The following is a 25034-nucleotide window of genomic DNA, read 5'->3' as shown; positions in this document are numbered from 1 at the left end:
TTTTTTAGCCAAGTAATACCGAATTACTCACATTTTTCGTACACAAAGGGGTTGTGGTCCCCTTGAACCTTGAAAATTCGGCGGTCTCGTTCGCATTCCTTGGGGGTTACAGGGTATGTCTTGTCCCAGGCCTCGAAAAGTTTCCGGTCCTGTTTAGACAAATTAACGCCGTAGGTCTTTTCCATGTACAAATAGGCGCGGGCAATGATTCCGCGGGCTTCTTCGCGGGGTTGAGCCTTTTTTTGCTTAAAGTCCACGATGGTCTTACAGTTGCCGTACATGGGTTCCGGATTGTTGGTCCACTGGTTGTACATAAAGTTGTTGCGGTCCCCGTTGATTTCGCCAATGGCCGGGTACAGGTTGTGCATGTCGCCTTCCATGACCTTGAAGGTGGTGTCGTTGGCGCTGCAGTTCTTGCGGCCGCCTTCCCGCCAGCAGGGGAGGTGCTGTCCCATGTTGTGGGCGGTTACCATGTGCTCCCATTCAATGCGTTCTGCTCGCTTGAAGCTTTTGCGGTTCGGGTTTTCACGGGGCTTGAAATCGCAGCTCGAAAAGTCCACGTTCTTCTTGTCGTCGTATCTGCAGCCGCAGTAGAGGGTTTCCTGCAGTTCGCCGTAGTACACGCGCCTAAGCTGCTTACTGGCGTCGCGGTAGTTGTAATGTTTCGGCGCCGCCGTGGGGTCAACCCGAGACCAGGCCACAGCAATTAAAACTGCCAAGAGCAGAATCGTTCCCAAAAATTTCATATAAAAAACCATGTAATAACATAACGGAAGATAGAAAACTATATTTGGCGCATGCAATCGCTTGGTATGGATTTTTTGAATTCGCGGCTCATGTTCGGCATGGTGCCGGGGCTTGAATCGACTCGCAAACTCTGCAACGCTCTCGGGAATCCGGAACGCTCTTTCAAGACCATCCATATCGTAGGTACCAACGGCAAAGGTTCTACCAGCTATTATCTTGCTGGCATCTTGCAGGCCCACGGCTTCAAGACGGGACTTTTCACGAGTCCCCACCTGGTAAGTCTCCGGGAGCGAATCCGCGTCAATGACATGCCCATTGGCGATGATGATTTGGACCGCTTGCTTCTTCAGGTGAAAGATGCCGCCGAGCGTGTTCAGGCGGAACCCACCTTCTTTGAAGTTCTGACCCTGGTTTCTTTCCTCTATTATGCGGAACAGGGTGTGGATGTGGTGGCCATGGAAGCGGGCATGGGCGGTCGCCTAGACAGTACGGCGGTGGCTTGCGGCAATATCGTTGTGCTCACGAGCATCGGGCTGGAGCATACCGAAGTCCTGGGACCTACCGAAAGTGCCATTCTCAAAGAAAAGATGGCTGTTGTGGAGGCGGACCGTCGTCGCAATAAGACTTTTGTGGTGGGCGGCCTTTCCGAAGAATTGCTGGTCGAAGCCCGTACTTTTGCAAGCGAACATGATGCTGAATGCATCGCTCCTGCAATCCGGACCGACGTCAAGCTCCCGAATCTGGGGCACCATTACATTGAAAATGCGAGCCTTTCTTTGGCCGCTGCAGAATATTTTATAAAGGGGAGCGACCGTCCTTATGACGAAGCGTTGGCCCTAAAGACTCTGGAAACCCGCTCCTGGGCGGGGCGCATGCAGCAACTTTCCGATAAAAACGGAGTTGTACGCTACATTTTGGACGGGGCCCATAATTCCCACGCGGTACGTCGTTTGGTAGAAACTTTGGCGGAATACTATCCGGGCGTCAAGTTCCACTGCGTTTTCGGAGCCCTCAAAGATAAAGACGTGGGGGAGATGCTTAAGCTGATGGCTCCGTTCGTGAGCCACTGGCACATTACCAAGACTCCTTACCCCCGTTTCCGGGAACTGGACGATTTAAAGTCCGAACTCTCGAATTTGGGCCTGAATGTTTCCAGCGAGGGCGAACTTAGCCGAAATTATCTGGATAAAGTATCTTCCATCGCCGTTTCAGATAATGAAAAGATTCCGGTTCTTGTAACAGGCAGTTTATATATGATTGGCGAAACGGTCCAGGCCCTCAAGGACGATTTTGAAGGTCTGGCCTTTTTCCGCAAACTAACGCCGACCACCAACGAACATCGCTAATTTCGCAAAACGTAAAGCTAAGTAATTAGATGTTTACAAAATATGGAATTTTCATCACGAAAATTCCTGTTTTCATCTGAATTTTTCAAAAAATTTGCGATTTTTTTGAACATTTGGGTGAAATTACTTGTATATTAGTATCAAAATTTTCCCAAAGGGCTCTTTTGGTGCATTTTTTGCTATAGAGAGTTCCTTGGAAACGTCATTGGAGATGATATATGGCAGAAGACTTGCAATACCTTATGGAACGCATCCAGAAAGATGCCGTCGATAAAGCAGAAAACGACGCCGCGGCGATTATTGCCAAAGCCAAGGAAAAAGCAGCTGAAATTGTAAAAGCTGCCGAAGCCGAGGCAAGCGCCAAACTGGAAAAGGCCGATAAGGACGCAGAAGCATTTACTGAACGTAGTGAACGCACGCTGGAACAGGCTGCACGCGATTTGCTGCTCTCTGTGGGCAAGAACCTTGAAAAGATGATTATGGACCTTTTGAATCTCGAAGTGGAAAAGTCCCTGGACGAATCCACTGTGAAGTCCATGCTTCTGACTCTCGCCAAGAATTATTCTTCCGACGTCGAAGTCGATTTCTCTGAAGCCGATGCCCGCAAGCTCAGCTCCTTTGTGATGGGCGAATTCGCCAAGCAGCTCAAGGGTGGCGTCAAGGTCGAAAGCGATAAGGGCGTCAAGTTCGGTTTCCGCGTCAAGCTTGACGGCGGACACGTTACCCATGAATTTACTGAGGCTGCCATGGCCGACGCTCTTTCGGCCCTCCTCCGTCCGCAACTTTCTCGCGTAGTCAACGCAGCAGCTCAGGCCAAGTAGGATACGATGAGCAGTCCTTCTTACTTGATGGCCTCTCTCCCGATGATCGAGTTGGGCGATGTCCCGCCGCTCACCCTGGAAGAGTTCCGCCACCGCTGTATTGGTATGCTGGACGAATCCGAGCTCAACGCTCTGGATGCGCTCCTTGCTGGCGAAGAATGTGACGACGAGTTCGTGGCCGCTTACCAGGCTCACGAAATACAGATGAAGAACGTTTCGGGAAGGCTCCGCGCTCAGGCGTGGGGGCCTGAAGTCCGTTTTACGGAAAGATCCTTCCCGGGCTACGACGTTACCTTTGCCAAGATGATTCAGGACGCGTTTGCCAAGTCGAATCCCATGGAAAAAGAGCTGGATATCGACAAGGCCCGTTTCTGGCTTGTAGATTTCCTTGCCGGCGTAGGCGAGGGAACAGTCAAGCATGTTTATGCGTATGCGATCAAGCTTCAGATTTGTGAGCGTTGGGCACGCCTCTCCGAGAGTGCGGGCGACGCTGCCGTGTTAAGTGTTATAAATGCAAACGATCCTGCCTATGCCGCACAGGCTTCGCAGGAATGACCGGAGGTCCATTTTCAATGGCTAGTATCGGAAAAATCACCGGCGTGAACGGTAACTTGATTCGAGTCAAGTTCGAAACCGCCGTATCTCAGAACGAAGTGGCTTATGCCAAACTTTCTCAGAAGAACAAGGAAGGCAAAACCGAAATTATTCCCCTTAAGAGCGAAGTCATCCGTATCCGCGGCGACTACGCCGAACTTCAGGTGTTCGAAGACACCACCGGCCTTAAGACCGGCGACGAAGTGGAATTTACTGGCGAACTCCTTTCTGTTGAACTTGGCCCCGGACTTTTGACTCAGGTTTTTGACGGTCTGCAGAACCCGCTGCCGAAGCTTGCTGAAGAATGCGGCTTCTTCCTGCAGCGTGGTAAGTACCTCAAGGCCCTCCCGCGCGACAAGAAGTGGAACTTTACCCCGGTTGCCAAGGCTGGCGACGTGGTGGTGGCGGGCGATACGCTCGGTACCGTTCCCGAAGGCGTGTTCACGCACCGCATCATGGTGCCGTTCAAGCTGCTCGGCAAGTGGACGGTTGAATCCGTCGTGGCCGCAGGCGAACATGTCGTCGAAGATGTGGTAGCCGTTCTTAAGAGTGCCAAGGGCGAGACCGTGAATGTTTCCATGGTTCAGACCTGGCCGGTGAAGATGCCGATCAAGGCTTTCGAAGAACGCCTCCGTCCGTCTAAGCCCCTGACCATGCAGCAGCGCATTATCGATACCTTCTTCCCCGTGATGCAGGGCGGTACGTTCTGTACGCCGGGCCCCTTCGGTGCCGGTAAGACCGTGCTTCAGCAGCTCATGAGCCGCTATGCCGACGTGGATATCGTGATTTTGGCCGCTTGCGGTGAACGTGCTGGTGAAGTGGTGGAAACCCTTCGCGAATTCCCTGAACTGATTGACCCGCGTACGGGTAAGTCTCTCATGGAACGTACGCTGATTATTTGTAACACGTCTTCCATGCCGGTGGCTGCTCGTGAAGCTTCCGTTTACACCGGCGTGACCCTCGCTGAATACTACCGTCAGATGGGTCTGAACGTGCTCTTGCTCGCTGACTCTACTTCTCGTTGGGCTCAGGCTCTGCGTGAAATGAGCGGCCGCTTGGAAGAAATCCCCGGTGAAGAAGCCTTCCCGGCTTACCTCGAATCTGTGATTGCCGCCTTCTATGAACGCGGTGGTGTGGTTCGCCTGAAGGATGGTTCTACCGGTTCCGTGACGATTTGCGGATCTGTTTCTCCGGCAGGTGGTAACTTCGAAGAACCCGTGACCCAGGCTACCTTGAAGGTGGTGGGCGCATTCCTCGGCCTTTCCCGTGAACGTTCTGACCAACGCCGCTTCCCGGCTATTCACCCCCTTGATTCCTGGTCCAAGTACGAAGGCATCATCGACGTGAAGAAGGTGGCCGAAGCCCGCAGCATTCTTGCGAACGGCGTGGACGTGAACAACATGATGAAGGTGGTGGGCGAAGAAGGTACCTCCATCGATGACTTTGTGATTTACTTGAAGTCTGAATACCTGGATAGCGTTTACCTGCAGCAGGACGCTTATAACGAAATCGACGCCGCCTGCTCCGCAGAACGTCAGGTTTACGTGTTCGACAAGGTCTACCAGATTCTGAAGACCCCGATGAAGTTTGCCGAAAAGGATGTCGCCCGTACATTCTTCCTCAAGCTTACTCAGGCCACCAAGGACTGGAACCGCGTCAAGTTCGATTCCCAGGAATTCAAGGACCTCGAGTCCAGTATCTTTGCTTCCGTGAAGGAGGTTTCCGCTAATGCATAATGTCGCATACCATCGTATTGAACGCATCGCCGGTTCTGTGATTACCCTTAGAGCCGAAGGTGTGGCTAACCAGGAACTTGCCCAGGTGACCAGTTCTTTTGGTACATCTCTTGCCCGCGTGATCCGTATTGACGGCGACATGGTGGACTTGCAGGTGTTCGCAGGTGCCCGTGGTATTTCCACCGACTCCGAAGTGCGCTTCTTGGGCGAACCGATGAAGGTTCCTTACAGCGAAGCTTTGCTTGGCCGCGTGTTTAACGGTGCCGGCAAGCCCCGCGACAATGGCCCCGAAGTGGATGGCGAACGCATTACCATTGGTGGCCCCTCGGTGAACCCCGCCAAGCGTATTATTCCGAAGACCATGGTGCGTACGGGTATCCCGATGATCGACGTGTTCAACACGCTCGTGGTTTCTCAGAAGCTCCCGATTTTCTCTATCGCTGGTGAACCCTACAACGAACTCTTGGCACGTATTGCCTTGCAGGCCGAAGTGGACGTGATTATCCTCGGCGGTATGGGCCTTAAGCACGACGACTACCTCTACCTCAAGGACTTCCTTGAAAAGAACGGTGCCCTTAGCCGTACGGTGATGTTCATGCATACCGCCTCTGACCCGATTGTGGAATGCTTGCTGGTGCCGGATGCATCTTTGGCTGTGGCTGAAAAGTTCGCTACCGAAGGCAAGAACGTGCTCGTGCTCCTCACCGACATGACGAACTTTGCAGACGCCATGAAGGAAATCGCTATTACGATGGAACAGATTCCGTCGAACCGTGGTTATCCTGGCGACCTTTACTCTCAGCTTGCTAGCCGTTACGAAAAGGCTGTGGACTTTACCGACGCCGGTTCTATCACCATTCTGGCTGTGACGACCATGCCGGGCGATGACGTGACCCACCCGGTTCCGGACAACACCGGTTACATTACCGAAGGTCAGTTCTACCTGCGTAAGGGCCGTATCGAACCGTTCGGTTCTCTGTCTCGTTTGAAACAGCAGGTGAACGGTAAGACTCGTAGCGACCACCGTACCATCATGAACACCATGATCCAGCTGTACGCAAGCTACAAGGAAACTTTGGAAAAGCAGTCCATGGGCTTCAACATGAGTAACTGGGACCAGAAGCTGTTGAAGTACGGTCAGCGTTTCGAAAAGGAAATGATGGACCTCTCCGTGAACATTCCGCTTGAAAAGGCTTTGGACCTTGGCTGGGAAATCCTTGCCGACTGCTTCGCTCCTGAAGAAACCGGTATTCCGACCAAGATGATCAACGAATATTGGCCCAAGAAGGGGTAATATGGCGAAGGTCAAGTTAACTAAAAACGCCCTCAAGGCGGAACGCGACGCGTTGAAGCGCTTCAAGCGCTATCTGCCGACGTTGCTGCTCAAGAAGCAGCAGCTGCAGATGGAAATGCGTACGCTCCAGGAGAGGGTGATGGCTAAGCGAGAGGAAGAAGACAAGCTCCGCAAGAGCATGGCTTCTTGGATTTCGCTGTATGCCGAACCGATTGAATGGTCGAAGTACCTGTCGGTGAAGGAAGTCCGCCAAGGCGAAGGCAATATCGCCGGCGTGAAGATTCCGACATTCGACGGGGTAGACTTCAATCTGGCCATTCCCGACTTTTTTACCACCCCCGTGTGGATTGACGACGGTATCCGCAGCTTGCAGGGCCTGATTTCGCTCCGTCTCGAACGCCGCGTGCTCGAAAAGCAGTATGAACTCCTTTCCAAGGAACTCCGTACCACGAGCCAGCGCGTGAACCTGTTCGAAAAGGTGAAAATCCCCGAAGCCAAGGAAAACATCCGCGTCATCAATATCTTCCTGGGTGACCAGCAGACATCTGGCGTTGCACGCAGTAAGCTTGCCAAGGGCAAGGCGACTGCACGTACCGCAGCCCTCGATGCTCTGGCCCAGAAAAACAAGGAGGCCGCCGCATGATTACTCCCATGAAAAAGGTGACCATCCTGACGGTGTCGAGTGCTGTCGAACAGACTTTGACGGCGCTCCGTAGCCTCGAAATTTTACACCTCACGCCGCTCCAGGCTGCAGCAGGTGCAAAGCTCAACCAAGCCCGCGGTGAAATGACCCGCGTGCAGAAGGTTCTCGAAACCGTGCCGGACAAGGCTCCCAAGGGTATCAAGCCCGTGGATGGCGTTGCCGATACTTCGGTCAAGAGCCTGGTGGAAGAAGTGCATCAGCTGATTGCCGAAAGCAAGCAGGCCGAAATCGACAAGGATCAGGCCGAAGAAGAACTCTCTAAGCTCGATAAGTTCGGTAACATCGACCCCGAAACGGTTGCCGCACTGCAGGCCAAGGGAATCTTCGTGAAGCTTTACCAGGTTCAGCCGGGCAAAATCCCGTTTGAACTCGATGGAGAAGGCGTCATTGAACAATTTGGAAGTGACGATAATGGTTCCTATGTGGCCGTCATCAGCAGGGGAGAAGCTCCTGTGGCGGTCAAGGGCATCTATACCGAACTTTCCATGCCTCCCAAGTCCCTGGCAGAATTCCGCGATATGGATGCACGTGCCAAGGAAACGCTTGCCCGCGTCGAAAAGCGTCTGGGCGAACTTTCCGGTGCAAAGTCCAAGATCGAAGAACGCCTGGACGAGGTGACTGACGATTACAAGATGGTGGAAGCAGAATCGACCATGGTGGGCGACAAGAATGTGGCTGCACTGCAGGGATTCTGCCCCGCTCCCCGCGTTGGCGAACTGGAAAAGGCCGCACGTGAAAACGGATGGGGTCTCCTGGTCGATGATCCGACCGACGATGACAACATCCCCACGCTGCTGAGCTACAACAAGCTCACGAAACCCATGAAGTTCCTCTACGATATCATCGGTATTTCGCCGGGATACAAGGAAGTGGACGTTTCGAGCGTGTTCCTGTGCTTCTTCAGCATCTTCTTTGCGATGATCGTGGGCGACAGCGCTTATGGCCTGTTGTTCCTCGGCTTGGCATTGTTTGCTCGCTCGAAGATGCCGAAAGCGCCTGCCGCCGGTTTCCACTTTATCTACTTGATGAGTGGTGCAACCATCGTGTGGGGCCTCATCAACGCAAGCTTCTTGGGCCTGAGCCCTGAACTTGCCAGTTGGACTGCCTATCTCGACTTGACCAATTACGGCTTCTTGCCTGAACCGCTGAAGAACGCGATGCTCTGGATTCGTACCAGTGCACCTGCCGATCCTGCGAAGTTCGAAGCCTACAAGACATTCGCCGAGTCCTTTACAAGCCTTCCCGCATCCTTCGTTCCGAAGGGCCCCGGTGCATCCCAGATGCAGCACATTCAGCTGTTCTGCTTCTGCATCGCCGTGGTTCACCTTTCGATTGCGCACATCTGGAATATCTGCGTGCGCATTCAGCGCAAGGATTCGACCTTCATGGCTCAGGTGGGCTGGCTCATCGGCTGCTGGGTAATGTTCTTCCTGGCTTGCCAGATGGTGCTCGGTATCGACATGCCGAAGTTCGTGATCCCGATGTTCATCGTGGAAGCGGTGCTCCTGGTACTCTTTACGGTACCGCCGAAGCGCCTCAAACAGGACTTCATCAGCATCCCGATGCTCGTGCTGGACGTGGTGAACAGCTTTACGGACGTCATCAGTTACATCCGTCTGTTTGCCGTGGGTATGTCCGGTGCGGCTATCGCCGAAGCGTTCAACGACATGCTTTCGCCGCTGTTCGGCTCTGCTGTCGGTATCGCCGGTGCGGCGTTCCTGCTGCTCTTTGTGCATGGCTTGAATATTGCGCTTGCGGTCATGGGCGTCGCCGTCCACGCTGTGCGTCTTAACACACTCGAATTTTCAAATGGACTTGGCCAGGAATGGAGCGGCTTTGCCTTTACTCCTTTTGCCAAGCAGAAAAATTAAACCAAGGGATCATTCCCGCTACTTAATGAGGAAAAAACAATGGAACCGAATACAATGGTTACTCTCGCTAAAATGGGTGCTGCAGCTGCGCTTGGCATTGCGGCTATGGGCTCTGCCCTTGGTTGCGGAACGGCCGGTATGTCCGCCATCACCATCTGGAAGAAGGCTTACGCTCAGGGCAAGAGCGCTCTCTTCACTTTGCTGGTGTTCGTGGGTGCCCCGATTTCCCAGACGATTTACGGCATGTTGCTGATGAACTTCATCCTCTCGAAGGTTGCTGAAAACGGCTTCACCAACTGGGGCGGCTGCCTCGGTGCCGGTATCTTTGGCGGTCTCGGCATGATGGCTTCTGCCTGGTATCAGGGCAAGGCCGGTGCAGTGGCTTGCGACGCCCTCGGCGAAACCGGTAAGGGCATGGTGAACTACCTCATGGTGCTCGGTATCGTTGAAACCGTGGCCCTGTTCGTTCTCGTGTTCTCGATGATGGTGCTCTAATCCGGCGAGGTAAAACGTATGGATCAAGCACAACTTTTGACGCTCGCGAAGCTTGGAGCGGTGGCGGCCTTGGGCCTTGCCGCGATGGGTTCCGCGCTCGGCTGCGGTACTGCCGGCATGGCAGCTATCGGAGCCTGGAAAAAGGCGTATCTCAAGGGTAAGAATGCGTTGTTTACGCTGCTCATTTTCGTGGGCGCGCCGATTGCGCAGACCATCTACGGGATGCTCCTGATGATGTACATCCTGAACAAGTCTCAGGCCAATCCGGACAACTGGGCTGCCTACCTCGGCGTAGGTATCTTCGGTGGTGTCGGTATGATGGCCAGCGCTTGGTACGTGGGCAAGTCCGCTGCGGACGCTTGCAACGCCTTGGGCGAAACCGGCAAGGGCTTGGTGAACTACCTGATGGTGCTCGGCGTCGGCGAAACCGTCGCGCTGTTTGTCATGGTGTTCTCCATGATGCTGGTATCTTAAGAGACCGTTCGCGCTAGAATCGGGGCTGCTTCTCCGGTCGGCGCTCACTCTCGCAAACGCGACCCGTTAACACCGGGTCGCTTTTTTGCTCACAGGAAACCGCTTCGCTCGGCTCTATTGCATCGACAAGAATGTGATAGAGTCTCGCTCGGGTTAATGAAAAAGGACTGCTTAAAAGCAGTCCTTTTTGTAATTGCTTAAGTTAATGGCGGTTGCTTACTTGCAGCAGCGGAATCCGACGCTGGGGTATTGGTTCTGCGGGTAGAAGCTGAACTTGCTGTCGGTGCATTTGCTTTCGTTGTTGGTGTTCCAGGCACCACCGACGACCAGGTACATGTTGGGGTGATCCTTGCTGGTGGTGGATGTCCATTCCCAGAGGTTTCCGTTCATGTCGTACATACCGTACCAGCTGCGGCATTGTTCCTTGCGGCCGCTGCGCTTGGCTGCCTTGGTGTTGGTGTTGCACTTGTTCTGCTTGTAGCTGTCGCCATAGCTGTAACGAGTGTTGTCCTTGCTCTTGCAGGCGGCTTGCCATTCGGCGAGGCTGCAGAGATGCTTGCCTTCTTGCTGGCAGAGGCTTGCGGCCTGTTCCTGGCTCACCATGTCGCGGGGATTTTCATCGGCCTTGTTGGGGTATTCGTAGGCGTCTACGCAAACGGTCTTGCCGCCGAGGGGGACGGGGTAGGCGTTCTTGCCGCAAACGTTATCGCTGGCCATGTCGTACTTGGCTTCTTCCCATGCGGAGCGGTTGCCCACGGAGTCTTCGGCGTAGAAGAATACGGAGCCAGTCTTGTTGTATTCGATTGCCTTACCGGCTTCTTGGGCGTGGAGGGTGTCGCCAATGGAGAGGAATGTCTTGCACTTGATTTCTTCGCACTTGACCTTGAGCTTGATGGGGTCGTAGTAGCGGCCTGCGGGTGGTGCGATTTCGGCAACGGGCGGCACTTGGTCGGCGGCGCGGATGCTGTCCAGGACGCGCTGTTTTTCCAGGGAATCGGCACGAGCTTTTTCAATAACGGCCAGGGAGTCCGCAATGCGCTGCAGGCTATCGGCGCGGGCCTTGTCGATGGCGGCGAGGCTGTCCTTGATGCGGTTCAGGCTATCGCGCACGTGGCGGATGCTGTCGCGGTTCACGTTGTTCTGGAGGGCGGCCAGGGAGTCTGCAATGCGCAGGCTATCGGCGATGCGTGCGCTGTCGGCGCTGAGCTTAGCTAAGGAATCTGCCATGCGGATGCTGTCGGCGCGGGCCTGCTCCAAGGCGCGGAGGCTATCCAGCGTGTGACGGCGCTGCATTTCAAGGGCGGTTTCCTGTTCCTTGGCCAGAGCGTCTTGCTTAATCTGGTCCAAATGACACTGTACAATAAAAAGGGCCAGCAGCAAAAGGAACATCAAAACCAGAATGGCGATGTTTTTCTTTTTGCGGCGAGATTTTGCCTGGTCTTCAGTTTCGTTGTTGCTCATAAAATAAATTCCTCAAAATGGATTGCTTCGCTGCGCTCGCAATGACGTTAGCCGACCTTGTCTTCTGCAGTTTCGGTCTTTGCGGATTCGCGTACGTCGTTGAACAGTTCGCCCCAGTGGCGAATGATTTCTTGCTTGAGTTCCTGAACGCTGATGTTGCGGCGCAGGCTGTTACGGTAGGCGATAGAGATATAGCCGGTTTCTTCGGAGACTACGATTACGAGGGCATCACATTCGGCGGCCAGAGCCTTTGCAGCGCGGTGGCGCATGCCGTAGCCAGCTTCTTTTTCGGCGTTGCCGGTGGGCATGGGCAAAATACAGCCGGCGGCAACAATGCGCTTGCTGTTCATGATCACGGCACCATCGTGGAGCGCTGAGTTCGGGAAGAACAAGGCGCGCAAAAGTCTGGAACTGATGCGGGCATCCAGAATTTCACCGGTGTCGGCGTAGTTACGCAGGCCCACGCGCTTTTCAAGCACAATCAATGCACCCGTGTGGGTCTTGGCCAAGTCCTGTGCGGCGCTGGCGATAGTTTTGGTGATTTCGTCGAGGCCGCTGGAATGGAAAAACAGGTTGTGGAAATCCAATTTACTGGCGGCCTGACCGATACGGGTGAGGGCGCTTCGGATTTCGGGCTGGAAAAGAATCACGAGGGCGATAATACCGAGGGTAGCCAGGTTACTGATAAGCCACACGACAGTGTGGAGTTCCCACCATTGCGCAATAATCCATGCCAAGATCAGCAAGAGTCCACCGAAAATCATCTGGGCGGCGCGAGTGCCGCGGAACAGCAAGAAGATGTAGTAGATGATGATGGATATCAGGAGTACATCCAGAATATCCGCCATGCGGACATCGATTATTCCGAATAGTTTAAACAGAACCATTTCTCAATGCCTCCAGATAAAGCAAGGACTCCTTCGCCTCTTTCACGTCGTGCACGCGAATGCAGCTGGCTCCGCCAAGAACGGCCACGATTCCCGCCGTTACGGTGGGAATGAGCCTGTCGCTGGTTTCAAGGCCGGGCATCTTACCGATATAGGACTTGCGCGAGGTTCCGATCAGAACGGGGTAGCCGTCTTTCAGGAATTCTTCGGTGGATTTCATCAAATCGATGTTGTCCTGTGCAGTTTTGCCGAATCCGATACCCGGGTCGATGCAAATCTTTTCACGTTCCACGCCCAGGTCCAAAAGCTTTTGCACTTGCGAAAGAAGCTCTTCGCGGACTTCTTGCACCACGTTGGTATAAGGCTTGAAGTCCTGCTGCATGGTACCGAAGTTTCCGCGGATGTGGTTCAGAACCACTGCGGCCTTGGTGTCTGCAACCGTCTGGAGCATGTTCGGGTCCATGGCGCAGGCGCTAATGTCGTTAATAATGTGGGCGCCCAGTTTCATGGTCTCTTCGGCGACTTTGGCCTTCACCGTGTCCACCGAGATGTAGAATTCCCGTTCCTTGCTCAGCTTGGCCAAGCGTTCTACCACGGGGCACACGCGGTCCAGTTCTTCTTGTAGGCTGACGGGTGCGCTGCCCGGGCGGCTGCTTTCGCCACCGATGTCCAAGATTTCTGCGCCCTGATCCAAAAGCATAAGGGCGTGTTCGTAAGCGGCGTCAGGCTTGTTGTGCTTGCCGCCGTCGAAAAAACTATCCGGAGTCACATTCACAATGCCCATGATAAGCGGGGTCTTGCAAGGCAGAACCTTGTTCCCGATTTTCCAAGGGAGTGCACGACTATGATCCAGAACTTCTTTGAACATTACGAATTATCCTGATTAGATTCTACAGAAGACGATTGAGCTTCGCCATCTTTTGCCGGAGTGGATCCGGTGGCGGGGCTAGGCTTGATTTCTGCAATGGGGGCGTCGGCCACGGGGGCAACCGGCGGTTGCTTGCCCGGGTCAGGAGGAGGCGTGTTTTCACGCTTCTTCTTTTCTTCCATTTCCTCGAGAGCCTTGTACTGGCGGCTCTTCTTGGTGCCGGTCAGTTTTTCGCCTGCCATCACGCGGTCAATTTCTTCGCGGTCGAGTACTTCGAATTCGAAGAGTGCTTCGGCCAGGTCAATCAGTTTGTCCTTGTTTTCTTCGATGAGCTTCTTGGCGGCCTGATCGAGACGCTTGATGAGACTGTTCACCGCGTTGTCGATCTTTTCGGCCATCATTTCGGACATTTCCTTGGGCTTGCTGATTTCGCGGCCCAGGAACACTTCGCCATCGGCGCGGCTGTAGCAGACCGGTCCGATTTCGTCGTCGAAGCCCCATTCGGTCACCATCTTGCGGGCCAGTTCGGTGGCGCGCTGGATGTCGTTGCTGGCACCCGTGCTCTGGTGGTTGAAGAAGATGAGTTCGGCGAGACGGCCAGACATCATAATCATGATGCGTTCTTCGGCGTATTCGCGGCTGTAGCTCACCTGGTCGCGCTCGGGCAGACTCATGGTTACGCCGAGGGCGCGGCCGCGGGGAATAATCGTTATCTTGTGAAGCGGGTCAGAATGCTTGCACAAGAGAGTCATGAGCGCATGGCCTGCTTCGTGGTAGGCGGTATGGCGCTTTTCTTCGTCGGTCATGAGGAGCGTTCGGCGCTCGGCACCCATGCTGAGCTTGTCGCGGGCTTCTTCGAAGTCCAGCATCGTGACATTCTTGTTGTTGAAACGTGCTGCGAGCAAGGCGGCTTCGTTCACCAGGTTTTCGAGGTCTGCACCGGCGAGTCCAGGAGTTCCCTTTGCAACGGCCTTCACATCTACGTCGTCGGCCAGCGGCACCTTGCGCTTCTTCAGGTGGACCTTCAAGATTTCTTCGCGTCCCTTCAGGTCGGGGAGTCCCACCACAATCTGGCGGTCAAAGCGACCCGGGCGCAACAAAGCCTTGTCGAGAACGTCGGGGCGGTTGGTGGCGGCAATCAAAATCACGCCTTCGTTGGCGGTGAAGCCGTCCATTTCCACCAGCAACTGGTTCAAGGTCTGTTCACGTTCATCGTGACCGCCGCCGAGGCCTGCACCACGCTGGCGACCCACGGCATCGATTTCGTCGATGAACAGAATGCAGGGGGCGTTTTTCTTGCCGGTTTCGAACAAGTCGCGCACGCGGCTAGCACCCACGCCCACGAACATTTCTACGAAGTCCGAACCCGACATGCTAAAGAACGGCACGCCTGCTTCGCCAGCCACAGCGCGGGCGAGCAATGTCTTACCGGTACCCGGAGGGCCAACCAGCAAGGCGCCCTTTGGAATGCGTCCGCCCAGGGCATCAAACTTTTTCGGATCCTTCAAGAATTCCACCAGTTCCTGCAAGTCCTGCTTGGCTTCGTCGCAGCCGGCCACATCGTTAAAGGTGGTTTTCTGCTTGCCGTTGAGCTGGCGAGCCTGGCTCTTGCCGAAACTGAAGGGGCTCTTGCCGCCGCCACCCATCTGGCGGTTCATCATCAGGTAGAAGAATACAATCAACAAGATGGCGGGGAGGAATGCCACCAGGGTATCGATCCAAGTGGATGATTCGTGGATGACCTTGACCTTGACGCCCTTGAACATTTCCCAGGCGGTAATCTGGTCATTGGAAACTTCCAGCATGTGGCTGCGGAAAGATTTCGTATTCCCGTTGTCGTTAGACCTTGTAAAGCGGGCGATGGCGCTCTGGTTCTTTTTAGATTCGGCCTTTTCTTCGGCGCTCATTTCGCGCTTGCCTTCGATAATCACGCCATCGGGGGTCTTCTGCAAGGTGAGTTCGGTAATCACCTTGGTGGAATCGCCCATCATGGCCAAAAATTCGGTGCGCGTGATATCGTTTTCGCCATCTTTCCCGGCTAGGGGGAACATGACGAACAACAAAAGAATCATCACCAGTAAAATGATAAAGTTCTTGCTTTTATAGGGGGGAGTAGGTTTTCCTTGACTCATAAATTCCTTTTATACGTTCACTTGCAAGATACAAATTTTAGGGCTGCCTCGACGGTTTCAAATTCACAAATCCTGACAGTTGAGCCGTTTTTGGCGATTGCCCGCTTGCGGTAAGCGGCCCGTACGGGAATTTTAACATGGGCAGGCTCTTTTTGGTCGAAAAAGAACCCGATCGGGAAACGGAAACCCTGCTCCGAGAGCCACAACCGGAACATTTCTGAAAGGTCTGTGTCGGCGTGAGCGAGAAGGATTTTGCGGAGGGATTTCTTGTTTAAGAAAGTGGTGCGTCCGGTATCCATACATTCGTTGTTTGCTCCTGTCATCCCTGCTTCTTTTTCTTGCTGTAACGCCGGATTAAACAACTCCTCGCATTTTTCCATCACCTTCCCATAGGCCTTATCCGCTAACCCTGCAACCTTGCAAAGCTGTTTTGTTGCTCCTGCATTACTTTGTTCTAATTGCGGTAGCCACTCGTGCCGCACCTTGTTTCGTGCGAATTTGACGTCTGCATTGCTTTCGTCTTCGCACCACGTGAGGTTATGCTCGCGAGCGTATTCGAGTAATTCGGCTCGAGTAGTGTTTAGCAGCGGTCGGTAGATACAATGTGTAATGTGAGGTGTGTAATGTGTAGTGATCTCTTTTTCATTCCACATTTCACACTCCACATCGCAAATTTCTCTTGTCTCTTGAATACCCCTAAGCCCAGCCAGCGTTGTTCCGCGGCGGAGTCGCATGTACATGGTTTCCGCCTGGTCACCTGCATGATGCGCCGTGACGATGATGCACTCAAAGTCATCCTGCCGCGAAGCGGCGGGATCCATACAGTTTCTATTTGATCGTGTTGAAGCTATTTCCACAAGTGCCTTGTACCTTGCATCTCTCGCATTCTCTTCCAGCGAACCTTCCGCTGTCTTTAGCGCTTCGCCATCTAGCTTCTTCAAGAAAAAGGGAATGTCATATTTGCGGGCGAATGCCTCGACAAATGCTGCGTCGCGGTCGGCAGTTCCTTCGCGCAGTCCATGATGCACATGTGCAATTCCCAGCCATTCAATGCCGAGCGCTTCACGATTCTGGGTGAAATAATGCGCCAGGCAAATAGAATCTAAACCGCCCGAAACTGCAAGCAGCAGGCGCTTGAACCCATGATGGCGAATTCTGTTTGCAATGTCAAAAGACAAAATAAAGGCCCTTTACGTGACAAAGATAATAACTTATATTTGTCCCTCAAGGAGGCCTCTATGGCTAAACACAATAGTAAGGCGGCAGGCAAACTGGCTGAAACCGCCAAGGAGAGCGCCATGTTGCGCATGCTCCGCATAGACGGCTCCCAGAACGGAGCCAAATTACGGACAAGAATCGTCCGCGACAAGACGAAGTACACCAGAACCCTTAAACACAAAAAATCCCTCGCCGAAGCGGGGGATTTTCCTTTATTGAATTCTTATTTCAGGTTGAATTGCTTGGTGCATTCTTCGAATTCGTTGTCGTTGTCGCTAGAGCCTTGAAGTTGTTTGATGAATGTTCGATGGATGTTGCTGAATTCGCTTTCAACGTTATCTTGGCTGTGGTCGCCGTTTTCGCAGTACTCTTGCGTTATTTCGACATTTTTTTGCCACCAAGTGCAGGTGCTTCCTTGATAGGTTATTTTTTTAGTGAATGTTGAAATTTGCGTGGGGTCCATCTCTAATATGTGGTTGAATGATACTTCGAAGATTTGGTCGTTTACGGAAAGGTCTGCCTTATCTAAATCCTTGGCGAGAATCCACATGTCGTTGCTTATAAAGACTGTGTCAGTCGAAAGAGCCTGAATGTTTTGAAGTTTATTGTTGCAGAGCTCTTCTCTTTGCTCATCATTAAATAAATCATAGATGACGCCGCAATATTGGCGTGGTTCGGGTGTGTATTTTGATCCCATGATTTTGCTGCGTGTTGTTATGGTTCTCTGCTGAGGTGCCAGTGTAAGGGTAATTTTATAGTTAGATGGTATTTCAGAGTATTCTCCTTTATAAATTCTTCCGACACATTCCCATGTTGAAAAAATAGATTTGGAAGTGCCGACGTATACTGTTGCGGTTTTTATGGTGTCGCAGGCATCTCCGATGTAATCGCATTCGTAAAGGGTGTCGTTAGACATCTTGTAGCCGAAGGAGTGATAAATCAAAAATTTAAGAGAGTCTCCTCCAAATCGTTCTTCTAATTCTGAACTATTATATTTGTTAAATGCTTCCATGTAATCTTCGGCGACCCACTTGAATGTGTTCGTGGTGGAATCGTAGTCGCATTCTTCTTCAAGGAAGTAGTACCTTAGGTGTTTTTCATCGAAGAAAGAGAAATTATCGGTGCTCACCGTAGTGACCCAGCCGTCTTCGGAAATGATTTCCTTCGATGAAGATGATGATTCGATAGAGGCCTCTTCCGAAGAAGAGGAAAGTTCGTCATCACTGGCAGATGAAGATTTGTCGTCGCCGCAAGCGAGCATGATGATTGGAATTAAAGCTAATGGAATGAACTTACGCATTTTCTCCTCGTAATTTTTTTTACGACAAAATAACAAAAAATCCTCGCGTTGGCGAGGATTTGTCTTAGTTTTTCCGATAGAATGCTCTTACGTCATCCCAGCGGTAATACGGCGCTGCGGGGCAGTTTTTTACGGTTGCAGTATCGCATGTGACGGGCAACTTTTGCTCGATTTCGTTGAGCATTACCTTCACCAGAATGGGGGAGCCTTTCTTGGCGGACTTGTAGAAGATAAATTGCACGTTCGCGGCCATCGGGGTGATTTCGTAGTCGCGCCAGACTTTGTGCAGGTTTTCCATGTCGGCAGTTTCGATGCCGGTGTTCTGCGTGCCGTTTTCTAGCTGTAAAAGCACTGCAAACGGGAAAATCACCGTATCGTGGCCGAAGCGGAGCGTCGCGGTGGTCTTTTTCGCGGGTTTAGCGGCCTTGGCTGCTTTATCTGCTTTTGCCGTGTCTGCGGCAATCACCTTGTCTGCCTCATCCAAAACATTCTTCAGCAGCGGGCGGGCGTTATCGAGGCCCTGTTTCTTGGAGAAGGGATTGTTGCCGAGAACGCTGTACCACCAGGCGTTTTGCGCATGCCAGCGGGCGGCAAGCTCCTCGGCGGTCCACAAGTCGTCAAAGCTGAATTCGATTTCGGGGCTGCCTTGCAGGCTGTTGCCGATTTCATAAATCTTGCTTAAAAGATCTCCTCCGTCTACATTTTTCTTGATGTAGTTGGAATCGTTGAAAATAGCGCGCATCATGCGAGTCGGATTCACATGGCTGTAAAGTTTTTCGTTTTCTTTTTGCCAGGCGGGGGTGTTAGATTCACCGATAATCTTGCCGAAATCAAGCGGACTGATAAAACTCATCAAGTATTTGCCTGATTCCTGGTGAATCTCGACCTTGGGCTTTTGCGCATGCAGTTCTTCGAGGAATGCGGCCATGCTCACGACGCAGCGTACGCTGGTGCTGGCGTAGGCTTCAACGTAGGCGTCGTTCTTGAACACTTCGGGAAAGTTCTTGACCATGCGTTTTGCAATTCCCTGGTGCTGGGCTACGCCGAGCTGGGTCAAATCACCTGCGCGTGGGGCGGCGTATTCGTCCAGGTACTTGGCGCGTTCAAGCAGGCTTTTGCCCAAATCGGTGAGTTTGCCTAAAGAATCGGCCTTGGCGAGCGTGTTGTAGAGTGCATGGTAATGGTCGGCAGGCTGGTGAAAGCGGCTGCCGTGTCTGCCGTAATGGCTCAGGTAAAACGGCTTGTAGCCGGCGGGAGCCTTGGTGTACTTGTCGGTCGGAGTGGGGTAGGCGTAGTAATTGCTACCCATTTTTCGAAAATCTTTGGTGATTTCAGTCTTGATGGAATCGGTCTGGGCAAAGCAAGCGGTAGCGATAAAAAGAAGGAATGCGATTTTCTTCATTATGAATCTCCTATCGCAAAAAATAATAAAGTCAGGCTTTAAAAAAGTAGACTCAGGTTCATTCCTGCGGAATTATTTGTGACGTTGAAGGTCGGTGTCAGAACGAGCTTTGCACCTTCATTTATTTCCTGTCGTCTCCGCTTGTAAATGTCGTGGGCGCGTTTGTATGAATCAAGCCGGTTGTAAAGCCCGTCTTTGTTGTATAAAGCGTAAAGATTGTATGAAAGTCCGATTGTACCAACGGCTATGAGGCCTATACCAATTATAACTGCTTCTGTTTTAAAGACTTCCTTAATCGATTCTCGATCCTTGGAACTTGAACCGTTGTCTTTAAAAATGAGGACGCTGAATCCTATTCCTGCTCCCAAAGCAATTCCGCTGATGCCGCCTTTTGTGATTTTAGTGTCTATTTCTTCTTGTTCTTGTTTAATCAAATTTTTATAGTGTTCTTCATAGTCAATTTGAATGTCTTGCGCCCTTTTTTCGGCATCAAGAGAATCTCTTTCGGAGATCCCCTGCGCAAGACTGATGGTAGTCAATGCAAATAAAAAGACGAAAATGTTCTTGATAAGGCGCATGCTAGAAAGATAAATAACTTTATACGAAAAAGCCTAGTTTTATAGAGAAAACTAGGCGAATGTATAAAAGTGGCCGATGAACGGTTATCGGGGTTTGTTATTTGTCGCAGACTTTAAAGAAACAGCTGCGGGCGCCTGTGTGGCAAGCCACTTGCGGGCCCTGCATACGCACCTTGAAAAGCAGTGCGTCAGAGTCGCAGTCGGCGGCCCATTCCACCACGGTCATCACGTTGCCGCTGGTGTCGCCCTTGTGCCAGTATTCCTTGCGGCTACGGCTCCAGAACACCATTTCGCCGCATTCGTGGGTGCGGCGGAGAGCTTCTTCGTTCATCCAGGCCATCATCAGAACGTCGCCCTTGTCGGCATCTTGAACGATTGCCGGTGCAAGTGCTACGCCGTCTACTTCGACTTCGAACTTCACTTCTTTAATCAAATCTTCGAACTTCATGATTAACCTCTCACCTGGCCGTTGCCGCGGAGAATCCACTTGTAGCTGCAGAGGCTTTCCACGCCCATGGGGCCACGGGCATGCAACTTGTCGGTCGAAATACCCACTTCGGCACCGAGGCCGTATTCGCCACCGTCGGCAAAGCGTGTGCTGGCGTTCACCATCACGCTGCTGCTGTCCACGTTCGCGACGAAGTAGTCCTGAACGCTTGCGTCTTCGGCAACGACTGCTTCGGTGTGGCGGCTGCTGTTCTTTTCGATATGGTCGCAGGCTTCGGCAACATTATCGACGAACTTGACGCTTGCCTTGAGGGCCAGGTATTCATGGTGGTAATTGCTGTCGTCGCCAATGTCCTTGATTCGGCTGTCGTGGCTCTGGGCGTCCTTGTTGCCAAAGAGTTCTACGCCACGGTCGGCGAGGCAATCGATCAATTTCTTGGTGGTGGCTGCATCGATATGGCGGTCGATAATCACGCATTCCATGGAGTTGCAGGCGCTAGTGCGTTGCGTCTTGGCGTTGATCAGAATTGTTTCTGCCTTTTGAATGTCTGCGGACTTATCGATATACACGTGGCAGATTCCATTGTAGTGCTTGATCACAGGAATCTTGCTCTGTTCCACGACGGCGCGGATCAGGCGTTCACCGCCGCGAGGAATGACGAGGTCGATGCAGTCGCTGCGCTGCAGGAGCATGCCTACCAAGTCGTGGCTTGTTTCGGTCACGAGCTGCACTGCGTCTTGGTCGATGCCTTGTTCGGTGAGTGCTTCGTGGAAGATTCCGGCGAGGTACTTTGCTGAATTGAGCGATTCCTTACCGCCACGGAGAATTACTGCATCGCCCGCCTTGAAGCAAAGGCAAGCGCCATCGATCGTTACGTTCGGGCGGCTTTCAAAAATAAAGAACACGGAACCGATAGGCACGGCTACTCGGCTAATCTTGATGCCGTTCTTGAGTTCGCGGCTTTCGAGCACCCTGTTCAGGGGGTCTGCAAAGGCGGCGATTTCTTCGGCACCCTTGGCCATGGCCTCGATACGTGCGTCGTTCAAGGTCAATCGGTCCATCTTGGCGTCGTCGAGCTTTCCGGCGGCGGCTTCAAGGTCTAACTTATTGGCAGCAAGGATTTCTGGCTTACGGTCGCGCAAGAGCTGGGCGACGCGATTCAGCACGGCGCTACGCTTTTCTCCCGGCAGGGTACGGAGCGTCTTGCTTGCCTTCTGGGCGTTTTTTGCCAGAAGGTCGGAGTATTCTTCCAAGTTGGAATATTTCAAGTTGGAGCAAGTCATAAGCCGTTTTTCCTTATTTTTCAAACATTGTTGAAATGTTTTTCTTTATTTACAGTGTGAGAACTTGATTTTTATCACACGTAAATATACTTTCTTGATACAGGTTTGTTATTACCCGCGACGCTGTGGAATTGTTGCAAGGTATCGGACTTGGGTGTTTAGACTCGGTGCATTCCTTCTCTCTCGGGGAGCACCGAGTCCTTTTTATTTTGTTCGAAAACGACTAAAGCAGGTTCACGATAGTGGCGAACAGCTTGTCGGCGAGCACGTTGGTTTCCAATCCTTCGAAAACGTTGAACTGGTTAAACATGATCTTGCCGTTACCGAACGGGTAGAGCTGCAGGTCAGAACCGGTCTTGACTTCGCCGTCCTTCAGTGTGGCAGAGCGAGCAAACACCTTGGCGCCCGGCAGTTCGTTCAGCGAAATGCTCGGCATAATGGCGGCTGCGTTGCTGTCGAGAACCGTTGCTTCGCCGAATACCGGTGCAAGTTCGGAATCCTTGGGCAGGTAGTGCAGGCTGAGTTCGTTTGCGCCCGTGCTCCAGTGGGATTCGATGTTGCAGTCGAATTGGTGGCTCTGGTTCATGTAGTCGATATCTTCTTGCGTCAAGTCCGAAAGCAAGAGAGTCTTGCCGCCGTTCTTCACCACGTCCACGATCTTGTCCAGGATTTCGTCGGGCCAAGAGCTCAGGTTGGCGGTAAAGATCACCTGTTCCGGACCGGTGAGTGCGGCGAGGGCGTCGCTGGATTCTTCGCTGTTGTCCAAGAAGCAAACCTTCTTCATGGCACTCTTCACGTCGGCTTCGGCGATGACGATCAAGTCTTCTTCGGTGGTGTGAATCTTCTTGCCATCATTGATGAGCGTCACCTGCAGCTTGTACTTGCCTTCGGCGCGCGGAGCCATCATGGTGCAAATACCCATCTGCGTAAGGCTGGTCTTGCCGGCGGGTTCTTCAGGAGAAATCTTGTCGGTGGAAAGTTCCTTGCCCTTGTCGTCCACCAGCTTGACTTCGACAGAAACGTCTTCGTAACGGCTGTTGTTCAGGAGCGTCACCTGGAAGCTGATTTCGCTCTGCGGGGCGACCACGTGTTCCAGTTCGCTGATGAGGGCGCGGCTCGGGGTCGTGATTTCCTTGGAGAATTCTTCGAAACCCTTGCTGACGCGGTTTTCATCGCACAGACCGTCAAATTCGGTGCCGCAGTCGGCCCACTGGTCCAAGAAGAAACCTGCAATCTGCGGGTTACTCTGGAGGGCGGTAATCTGATCGAGCTTACTCTTGATGGCGATGCGGTTCGCGTCGGCAACAAAGCTCTTGTAGTCCTTCCAAATGGACATGTCGCTTTCCACGAAGGTTTCGACAGCCTTGATGGCGTTCTTGATGGCCTTCTGGTTCTTGGAGCTGCGCGGTCCCTTGATGTTGGTGGCCGTTTCCGGGAGAAGCGTGTGGTTCTTGAGCGTCACCAGCATCTTGTTGTTGATGTCGCTGACTACATTTTCTTCTTCGTCCTGGAAGTGGCTATCGCCGAGGCCCGTATCCGGCACGGAAATTTCTTCGGCGTCGCGGTCAAAGCTGTGTGCCAAGAAGTGCGTGTAGGCGGCGTTGGGCGTCATGCGCGGGTTCATGCGGAGCGTAGCGTAGGTCGAAATCTTGTCGACGGACACGGGCAAGAGCTTGCCGGTATCCTTGCGGAAGTTGCCTTCGTTGTCGATGTAGATACTGTTCAGGTTGCTGATGACCGGGCGGGTCATGTCCACCGGGCTAATAGCGTTCAATAGCTTGTTGCCGTTCTGCAGCAGGAGCGTGCCGTTTTCGGCACCCATGACCCATGCGCCGATGCAGGGGTGGTTGTGCTGTTCGGCCACGATGTCGTTGATCAGTTTCTTGACAATTTCAAGACCCTGGGCGGTAGACCTCATGGTGTGGATCGGGAATTCCTGGAACACAATCAGGCCCAGCTTGTCGCAAATGTCCAAAGCCTGGTTCGAAAGCGGAGCACCGCAGCTACGAATAGCATTGTAACCGGCAGCCTTCACTGCCTGCAGGTCCTTTTCGAGCTTCGGGTTGTCGAACGTCCAGAGGCCGCCTTCGCTCCATTGCTGGTTGTAGGTAATGCCCTGGATCTTCAAGATCTGGTCGTTCAGGTAGTAGTCGCCCTTGAGGCAGTCAAACTTGCGGAAACCGAAGGTGCGCACCACGGGGAATGCGTATTCGGCGCGCTTGATTTCCTTGCCGTCCTTTTCCTTGCCGGCCTTGATTTCCATCTGGAATTCAATGGCGTAGACGTTGGGGTGTTCGGGGCTCCACTGGAACTTGTGGCGCTGCTGTTCCTTGACTTCGAAAACAAAACGCTGGGTCATGTTTTCCTTGTCGAGCTTCAGGTTGTTCACGAACTGCTCGTAAACGTCGCCATCGGGGTTGCGCATGAGAACGCGGAGCCTGGTCTGGAAGCCGCGGGGGTTGTTGAAGCTGATTTCGCAGGCGATACGCTGGGTATCGGCATCGGGTTCCAGCTTTACGTCGGAAATAAAGGCTGCGGTACCGAGAATCAGGTCCACATGGCCGAAAATACCGCCGAACGGGTACTGGGTCCAGGGGAGGCCGACCGGGAGTTCGCCCGGGTGTACAAAACGGTCGTCGGCACCGTCGGCGCTTTCGCGGCCGAAGTCGATGCGGCTGTTTAGGGCGCCCATGTTGGCCACGCGCACGCAGAGCACGTTTTCTTCGCCCAGCTTCAAGGCCTTCTGGAGTTCAATAATAAAGGGGGTGTAGGCGCCGAAGTGGGTGCCCAAAAGCTTGCCGTTCAGCCAAACAGTGGCATGGCTGGCAATACGTTCAAAACGCAAGAAAATGCGCTTTGCGACCTGTTTTTCGTCATCGATGGTAAAACGCTTGAAATAGAAGGCGCAGTCGTGCGACATCAAAAGCTTGTCAAAAGCCCTTTCCCAAATGTGGGGAACTTGCACTTCCTGGGTGTCTTTGGGGTAAGTAGCGTACCAACGATTAGAAATACCGGCATCTTCGGTGTCCCAAATCATCTGCCAGTCGCCATCAAGGCTCAAAATCTTGCTCATTCGAGTTTCCTTTATGAAATTTTGAGGTGAAATTTAGAAAAATTGTCATCTTTGAGCCGCCACGACGGACGCCAAAGGCGTCAAAAATGGGTAGATTGCAGCTGGATGTGTATGGAAAAAATAAGAATTTGTATGTAATCAACCAATTTTTGTTTAATTTTGACGGAAAAATGGAATAGCGATTACTTTTACTATTTTTTAGATTGGGTTAGGAGTTTTTTGGTGGGATTATACAACTGGAGGTCTTCTGTGAAGATTTTTAAAAGCGTTCTTGTCTTGTCCGTTCTCCTGACAATGCTTGTT

At 52.7% G+C, this 25034-nt stretch carries 22 protein-coding genes; 10 read left to right on the top strand and 12 right to left on the bottom strand.

What is annotated here, in order from left to right; genetic code table 11:
* Positions 1-23 precede the first annotated feature (23 nt).
* A complete protein-coding gene (locus tag ACJMNB_RS10935; RefSeq protein WP_405342363.1) occupies positions 24-746 on the bottom strand; it encodes an endonuclease in 723 nt (240 codons plus the stop codon).
* 51 nt (positions 747-797) lie between these two features.
* Between ACJMNB_RS10935 and ACJMNB_RS10930 the strand changes: the two genes are divergently transcribed.
* The 9 genes from ACJMNB_RS10930 to ACJMNB_RS10890 all read left to right on the top strand — a co-directional run bounded on the left by ACJMNB_RS10930 (position 798) and on the right by ACJMNB_RS10890 (position 10081).
* On the top strand, positions 798-2093 hold the full coding sequence (locus ACJMNB_RS10930) for a bifunctional folylpolyglutamate synthase/dihydrofolate synthase (RefSeq protein WP_405342361.1): 1296 nt from the start codon (positions 798-800) through the stop codon (positions 2091-2093).
* 218 nt (positions 2094-2311) lie between these two features.
* On the top strand, positions 2312-2914 hold the full coding sequence (locus ACJMNB_RS10925; protein ID WP_405342359.1) for an ATPase: 603 nt from the start codon (positions 2312-2314) through the stop codon (positions 2912-2914).
* Between the two features lie 6 nt (positions 2915-2920).
* Entirely contained in the window at positions 2921-3469 is a 549-nt protein-coding gene (locus ACJMNB_RS10920) for a hypothetical protein (protein ID WP_405342357.1), read from the top strand.
* 17 nt (positions 3470-3486) lie between these two features.
* On the top strand, positions 3487-5244 hold the full coding sequence (locus ACJMNB_RS10915; protein WP_405342355.1) for a V-type ATP synthase subunit A: 1758 nt from the start codon (positions 3487-3489) through the stop codon (positions 5242-5244).
* On the top strand, positions 5237-6538 hold the full coding sequence (locus tag ACJMNB_RS10910; RefSeq protein ID WP_405342353.1) for a V-type ATP synthase subunit B: 1302 nt from the start codon (positions 5237-5239) through the stop codon (positions 6536-6538). Before ACJMNB_RS10915 ends, ACJMNB_RS10910 begins: the two co-directional genes overlap by 8 nt.
* A 1-nt stretch (position 6539) precedes the next feature.
* Positions 6540-7181, top strand: a complete 642-nt coding sequence (locus ACJMNB_RS10905) for a V-type ATP synthase subunit D (protein ID WP_405342351.1) — start codon at positions 6540-6542, stop codon at positions 7179-7181.
* Positions 7178-9112 (top strand): V-type ATP synthase subunit I, encoded by a 1935-nt coding sequence (locus tag ACJMNB_RS10900; protein ID WP_405342349.1) that lies wholly within the window; start codon positions 7178-7180, stop codon positions 9110-9112. The genes ACJMNB_RS10905 and ACJMNB_RS10900 overlap by 4 nt, the downstream gene beginning before the upstream one ends.
* Positions 9113-9151: 39 nt before the next feature.
* A complete protein-coding gene (locus tag ACJMNB_RS10895; RefSeq protein ID WP_405342347.1) occupies positions 9152-9607 on the top strand; it encodes a V-type ATP synthase subunit K in 456 nt (151 codons plus the stop codon).
* Positions 9608-9625: 18 nt separating this feature from the next.
* Positions 9626-10081 (top strand): V-type ATP synthase subunit K, encoded by a 456-nt coding sequence (locus ACJMNB_RS10890; protein WP_405342345.1) that lies wholly within the window; start codon positions 9626-9628, stop codon positions 10079-10081.
* 216 nt (positions 10082-10297) lie between these two features.
* On the opposite strand, the gene ACJMNB_RS10885 is transcribed toward ACJMNB_RS10890, so the two are convergent.
* From ACJMNB_RS10885 to tilS, 5 genes are read right to left on the bottom strand one after another with little or no spacing between them, the layout of a single operon-like run.
* On the bottom strand, positions 10298-11542 hold the full coding sequence (locus tag ACJMNB_RS10885; protein ID WP_405342343.1) for an SUMF1/EgtB/PvdO family nonheme iron enzyme: 1245 nt from the start codon (positions 11540-11542) through the stop codon (positions 10298-10300).
* A 47-nt stretch (positions 11543-11589) separates the two neighbouring features.
* Positions 11590-12429 carry a diadenylate cyclase CdaA gene (cdaA, locus tag ACJMNB_RS10880; protein WP_405342341.1) on the bottom strand — a complete coding sequence of 280 codons (840 nt, stop codon included), beginning with the start codon at positions 12427-12429 and terminating at the stop codon, positions 11590-11592.
* On the bottom strand, positions 12416-13297 hold the full coding sequence (gene folP, locus ACJMNB_RS10875; protein ID WP_405342339.1) for a dihydropteroate synthase: 882 nt from the start codon (positions 13295-13297) through the stop codon (positions 12416-12418). Before folP ends, cdaA begins: the two co-directional genes overlap by 14 nt.
* On the bottom strand, positions 13297-15429 hold the full coding sequence (gene ftsH / locus ACJMNB_RS10870; protein ID WP_405342337.1) for an ATP-dependent zinc metalloprotease FtsH: 2133 nt from the start codon (positions 15427-15429) through the stop codon (positions 13297-13299). Before ftsH ends, folP begins: the two co-directional genes overlap by 1 nt.
* Positions 15430-15446: 17 nt before the next feature.
* Entirely contained in the window at positions 15447-16607 is a 1161-nt protein-coding gene (gene tilS, locus ACJMNB_RS10865) for a tRNA lysidine(34) synthetase TilS (protein ID WP_405342335.1), read from the bottom strand.
* A gap of 60 nt (positions 16608-16667) precedes the next feature.
* On the opposite strand from tilS, the gene ACJMNB_RS10860 reads away from it, so the two are divergent.
* Positions 16668-16934: a hypothetical protein gene (locus ACJMNB_RS10860; RefSeq protein WP_405342333.1), complete on the top strand. Its 267-nt coding sequence runs from the start codon at positions 16668-16670 to the stop codon at positions 16932-16934.
* Here the strand turns inward: ACJMNB_RS10860 and ACJMNB_RS10855 are convergent.
* The 6 genes from ACJMNB_RS10855 to ACJMNB_RS10830 all read right to left on the bottom strand — a co-directional run bounded on the left by ACJMNB_RS10855 (position 16871) and on the right by ACJMNB_RS10830 (position 24731).
* Positions 16871-17947 (bottom strand): hypothetical protein, encoded by a 1077-nt coding sequence (locus ACJMNB_RS10855; RefSeq protein WP_405342331.1) that lies wholly within the window; start codon positions 17945-17947, stop codon positions 16871-16873. The genes ACJMNB_RS10860 and ACJMNB_RS10855 overlap by 64 nt on opposite strands.
* Before the next feature lie 64 nt (positions 17948-18011).
* The gene (locus tag ACJMNB_RS10850) at positions 18012-19349 is read right to left on the bottom strand and encodes a histidine-type phosphatase (RefSeq protein ID WP_405342329.1); all 1338 of its coding nucleotides are present in this window, start codon (positions 19347-19349) and stop codon (positions 18012-18014) included.
* A gap of 38 nt (positions 19350-19387) precedes the next feature.
* On the bottom strand, positions 19388-19927 hold the full coding sequence (locus ACJMNB_RS10845) for a hypothetical protein (RefSeq protein ID WP_405342327.1): 540 nt from the start codon (positions 19925-19927) through the stop codon (positions 19388-19390).
* Between the two features lie 97 nt (positions 19928-20024).
* Positions 20025-20375: a phosphoribosyl-AMP cyclohydrolase gene (gene hisI / locus ACJMNB_RS10840; RefSeq protein WP_405342325.1), complete on the bottom strand. Its 351-nt coding sequence runs from the start codon at positions 20373-20375 to the stop codon at positions 20025-20027.
* 2 nt (positions 20376-20377) lie between these two features.
* Positions 20378-21682 carry a glutamate-5-semialdehyde dehydrogenase gene (locus tag ACJMNB_RS10835; RefSeq protein WP_405342323.1) on the bottom strand — a complete coding sequence of 435 codons (1305 nt, stop codon included), beginning with the start codon at positions 21680-21682 and terminating at the stop codon, positions 20378-20380.
* A gap of 199 nt (positions 21683-21881) precedes the next feature.
* Positions 21882-24731: a glycoside hydrolase family 2 protein gene (locus ACJMNB_RS10830; RefSeq protein WP_405342321.1), complete on the bottom strand. Its 2850-nt coding sequence runs from the start codon at positions 24729-24731 to the stop codon at positions 21882-21884.
* Positions 24732-25034: the final 303 nt, after the last annotated feature.

Origin of the sequence: Fibrobacter sp. (genome assembly GCF_045131395.1) — a bacterium.
Classification (GTDB): Bacteria; Fibrobacterota; Fibrobacteria; order Fibrobacterales; family Fibrobacteraceae; genus Fibrobacter.
This window is presented reverse-complemented; position numbering and strand designations above follow the sequence as displayed.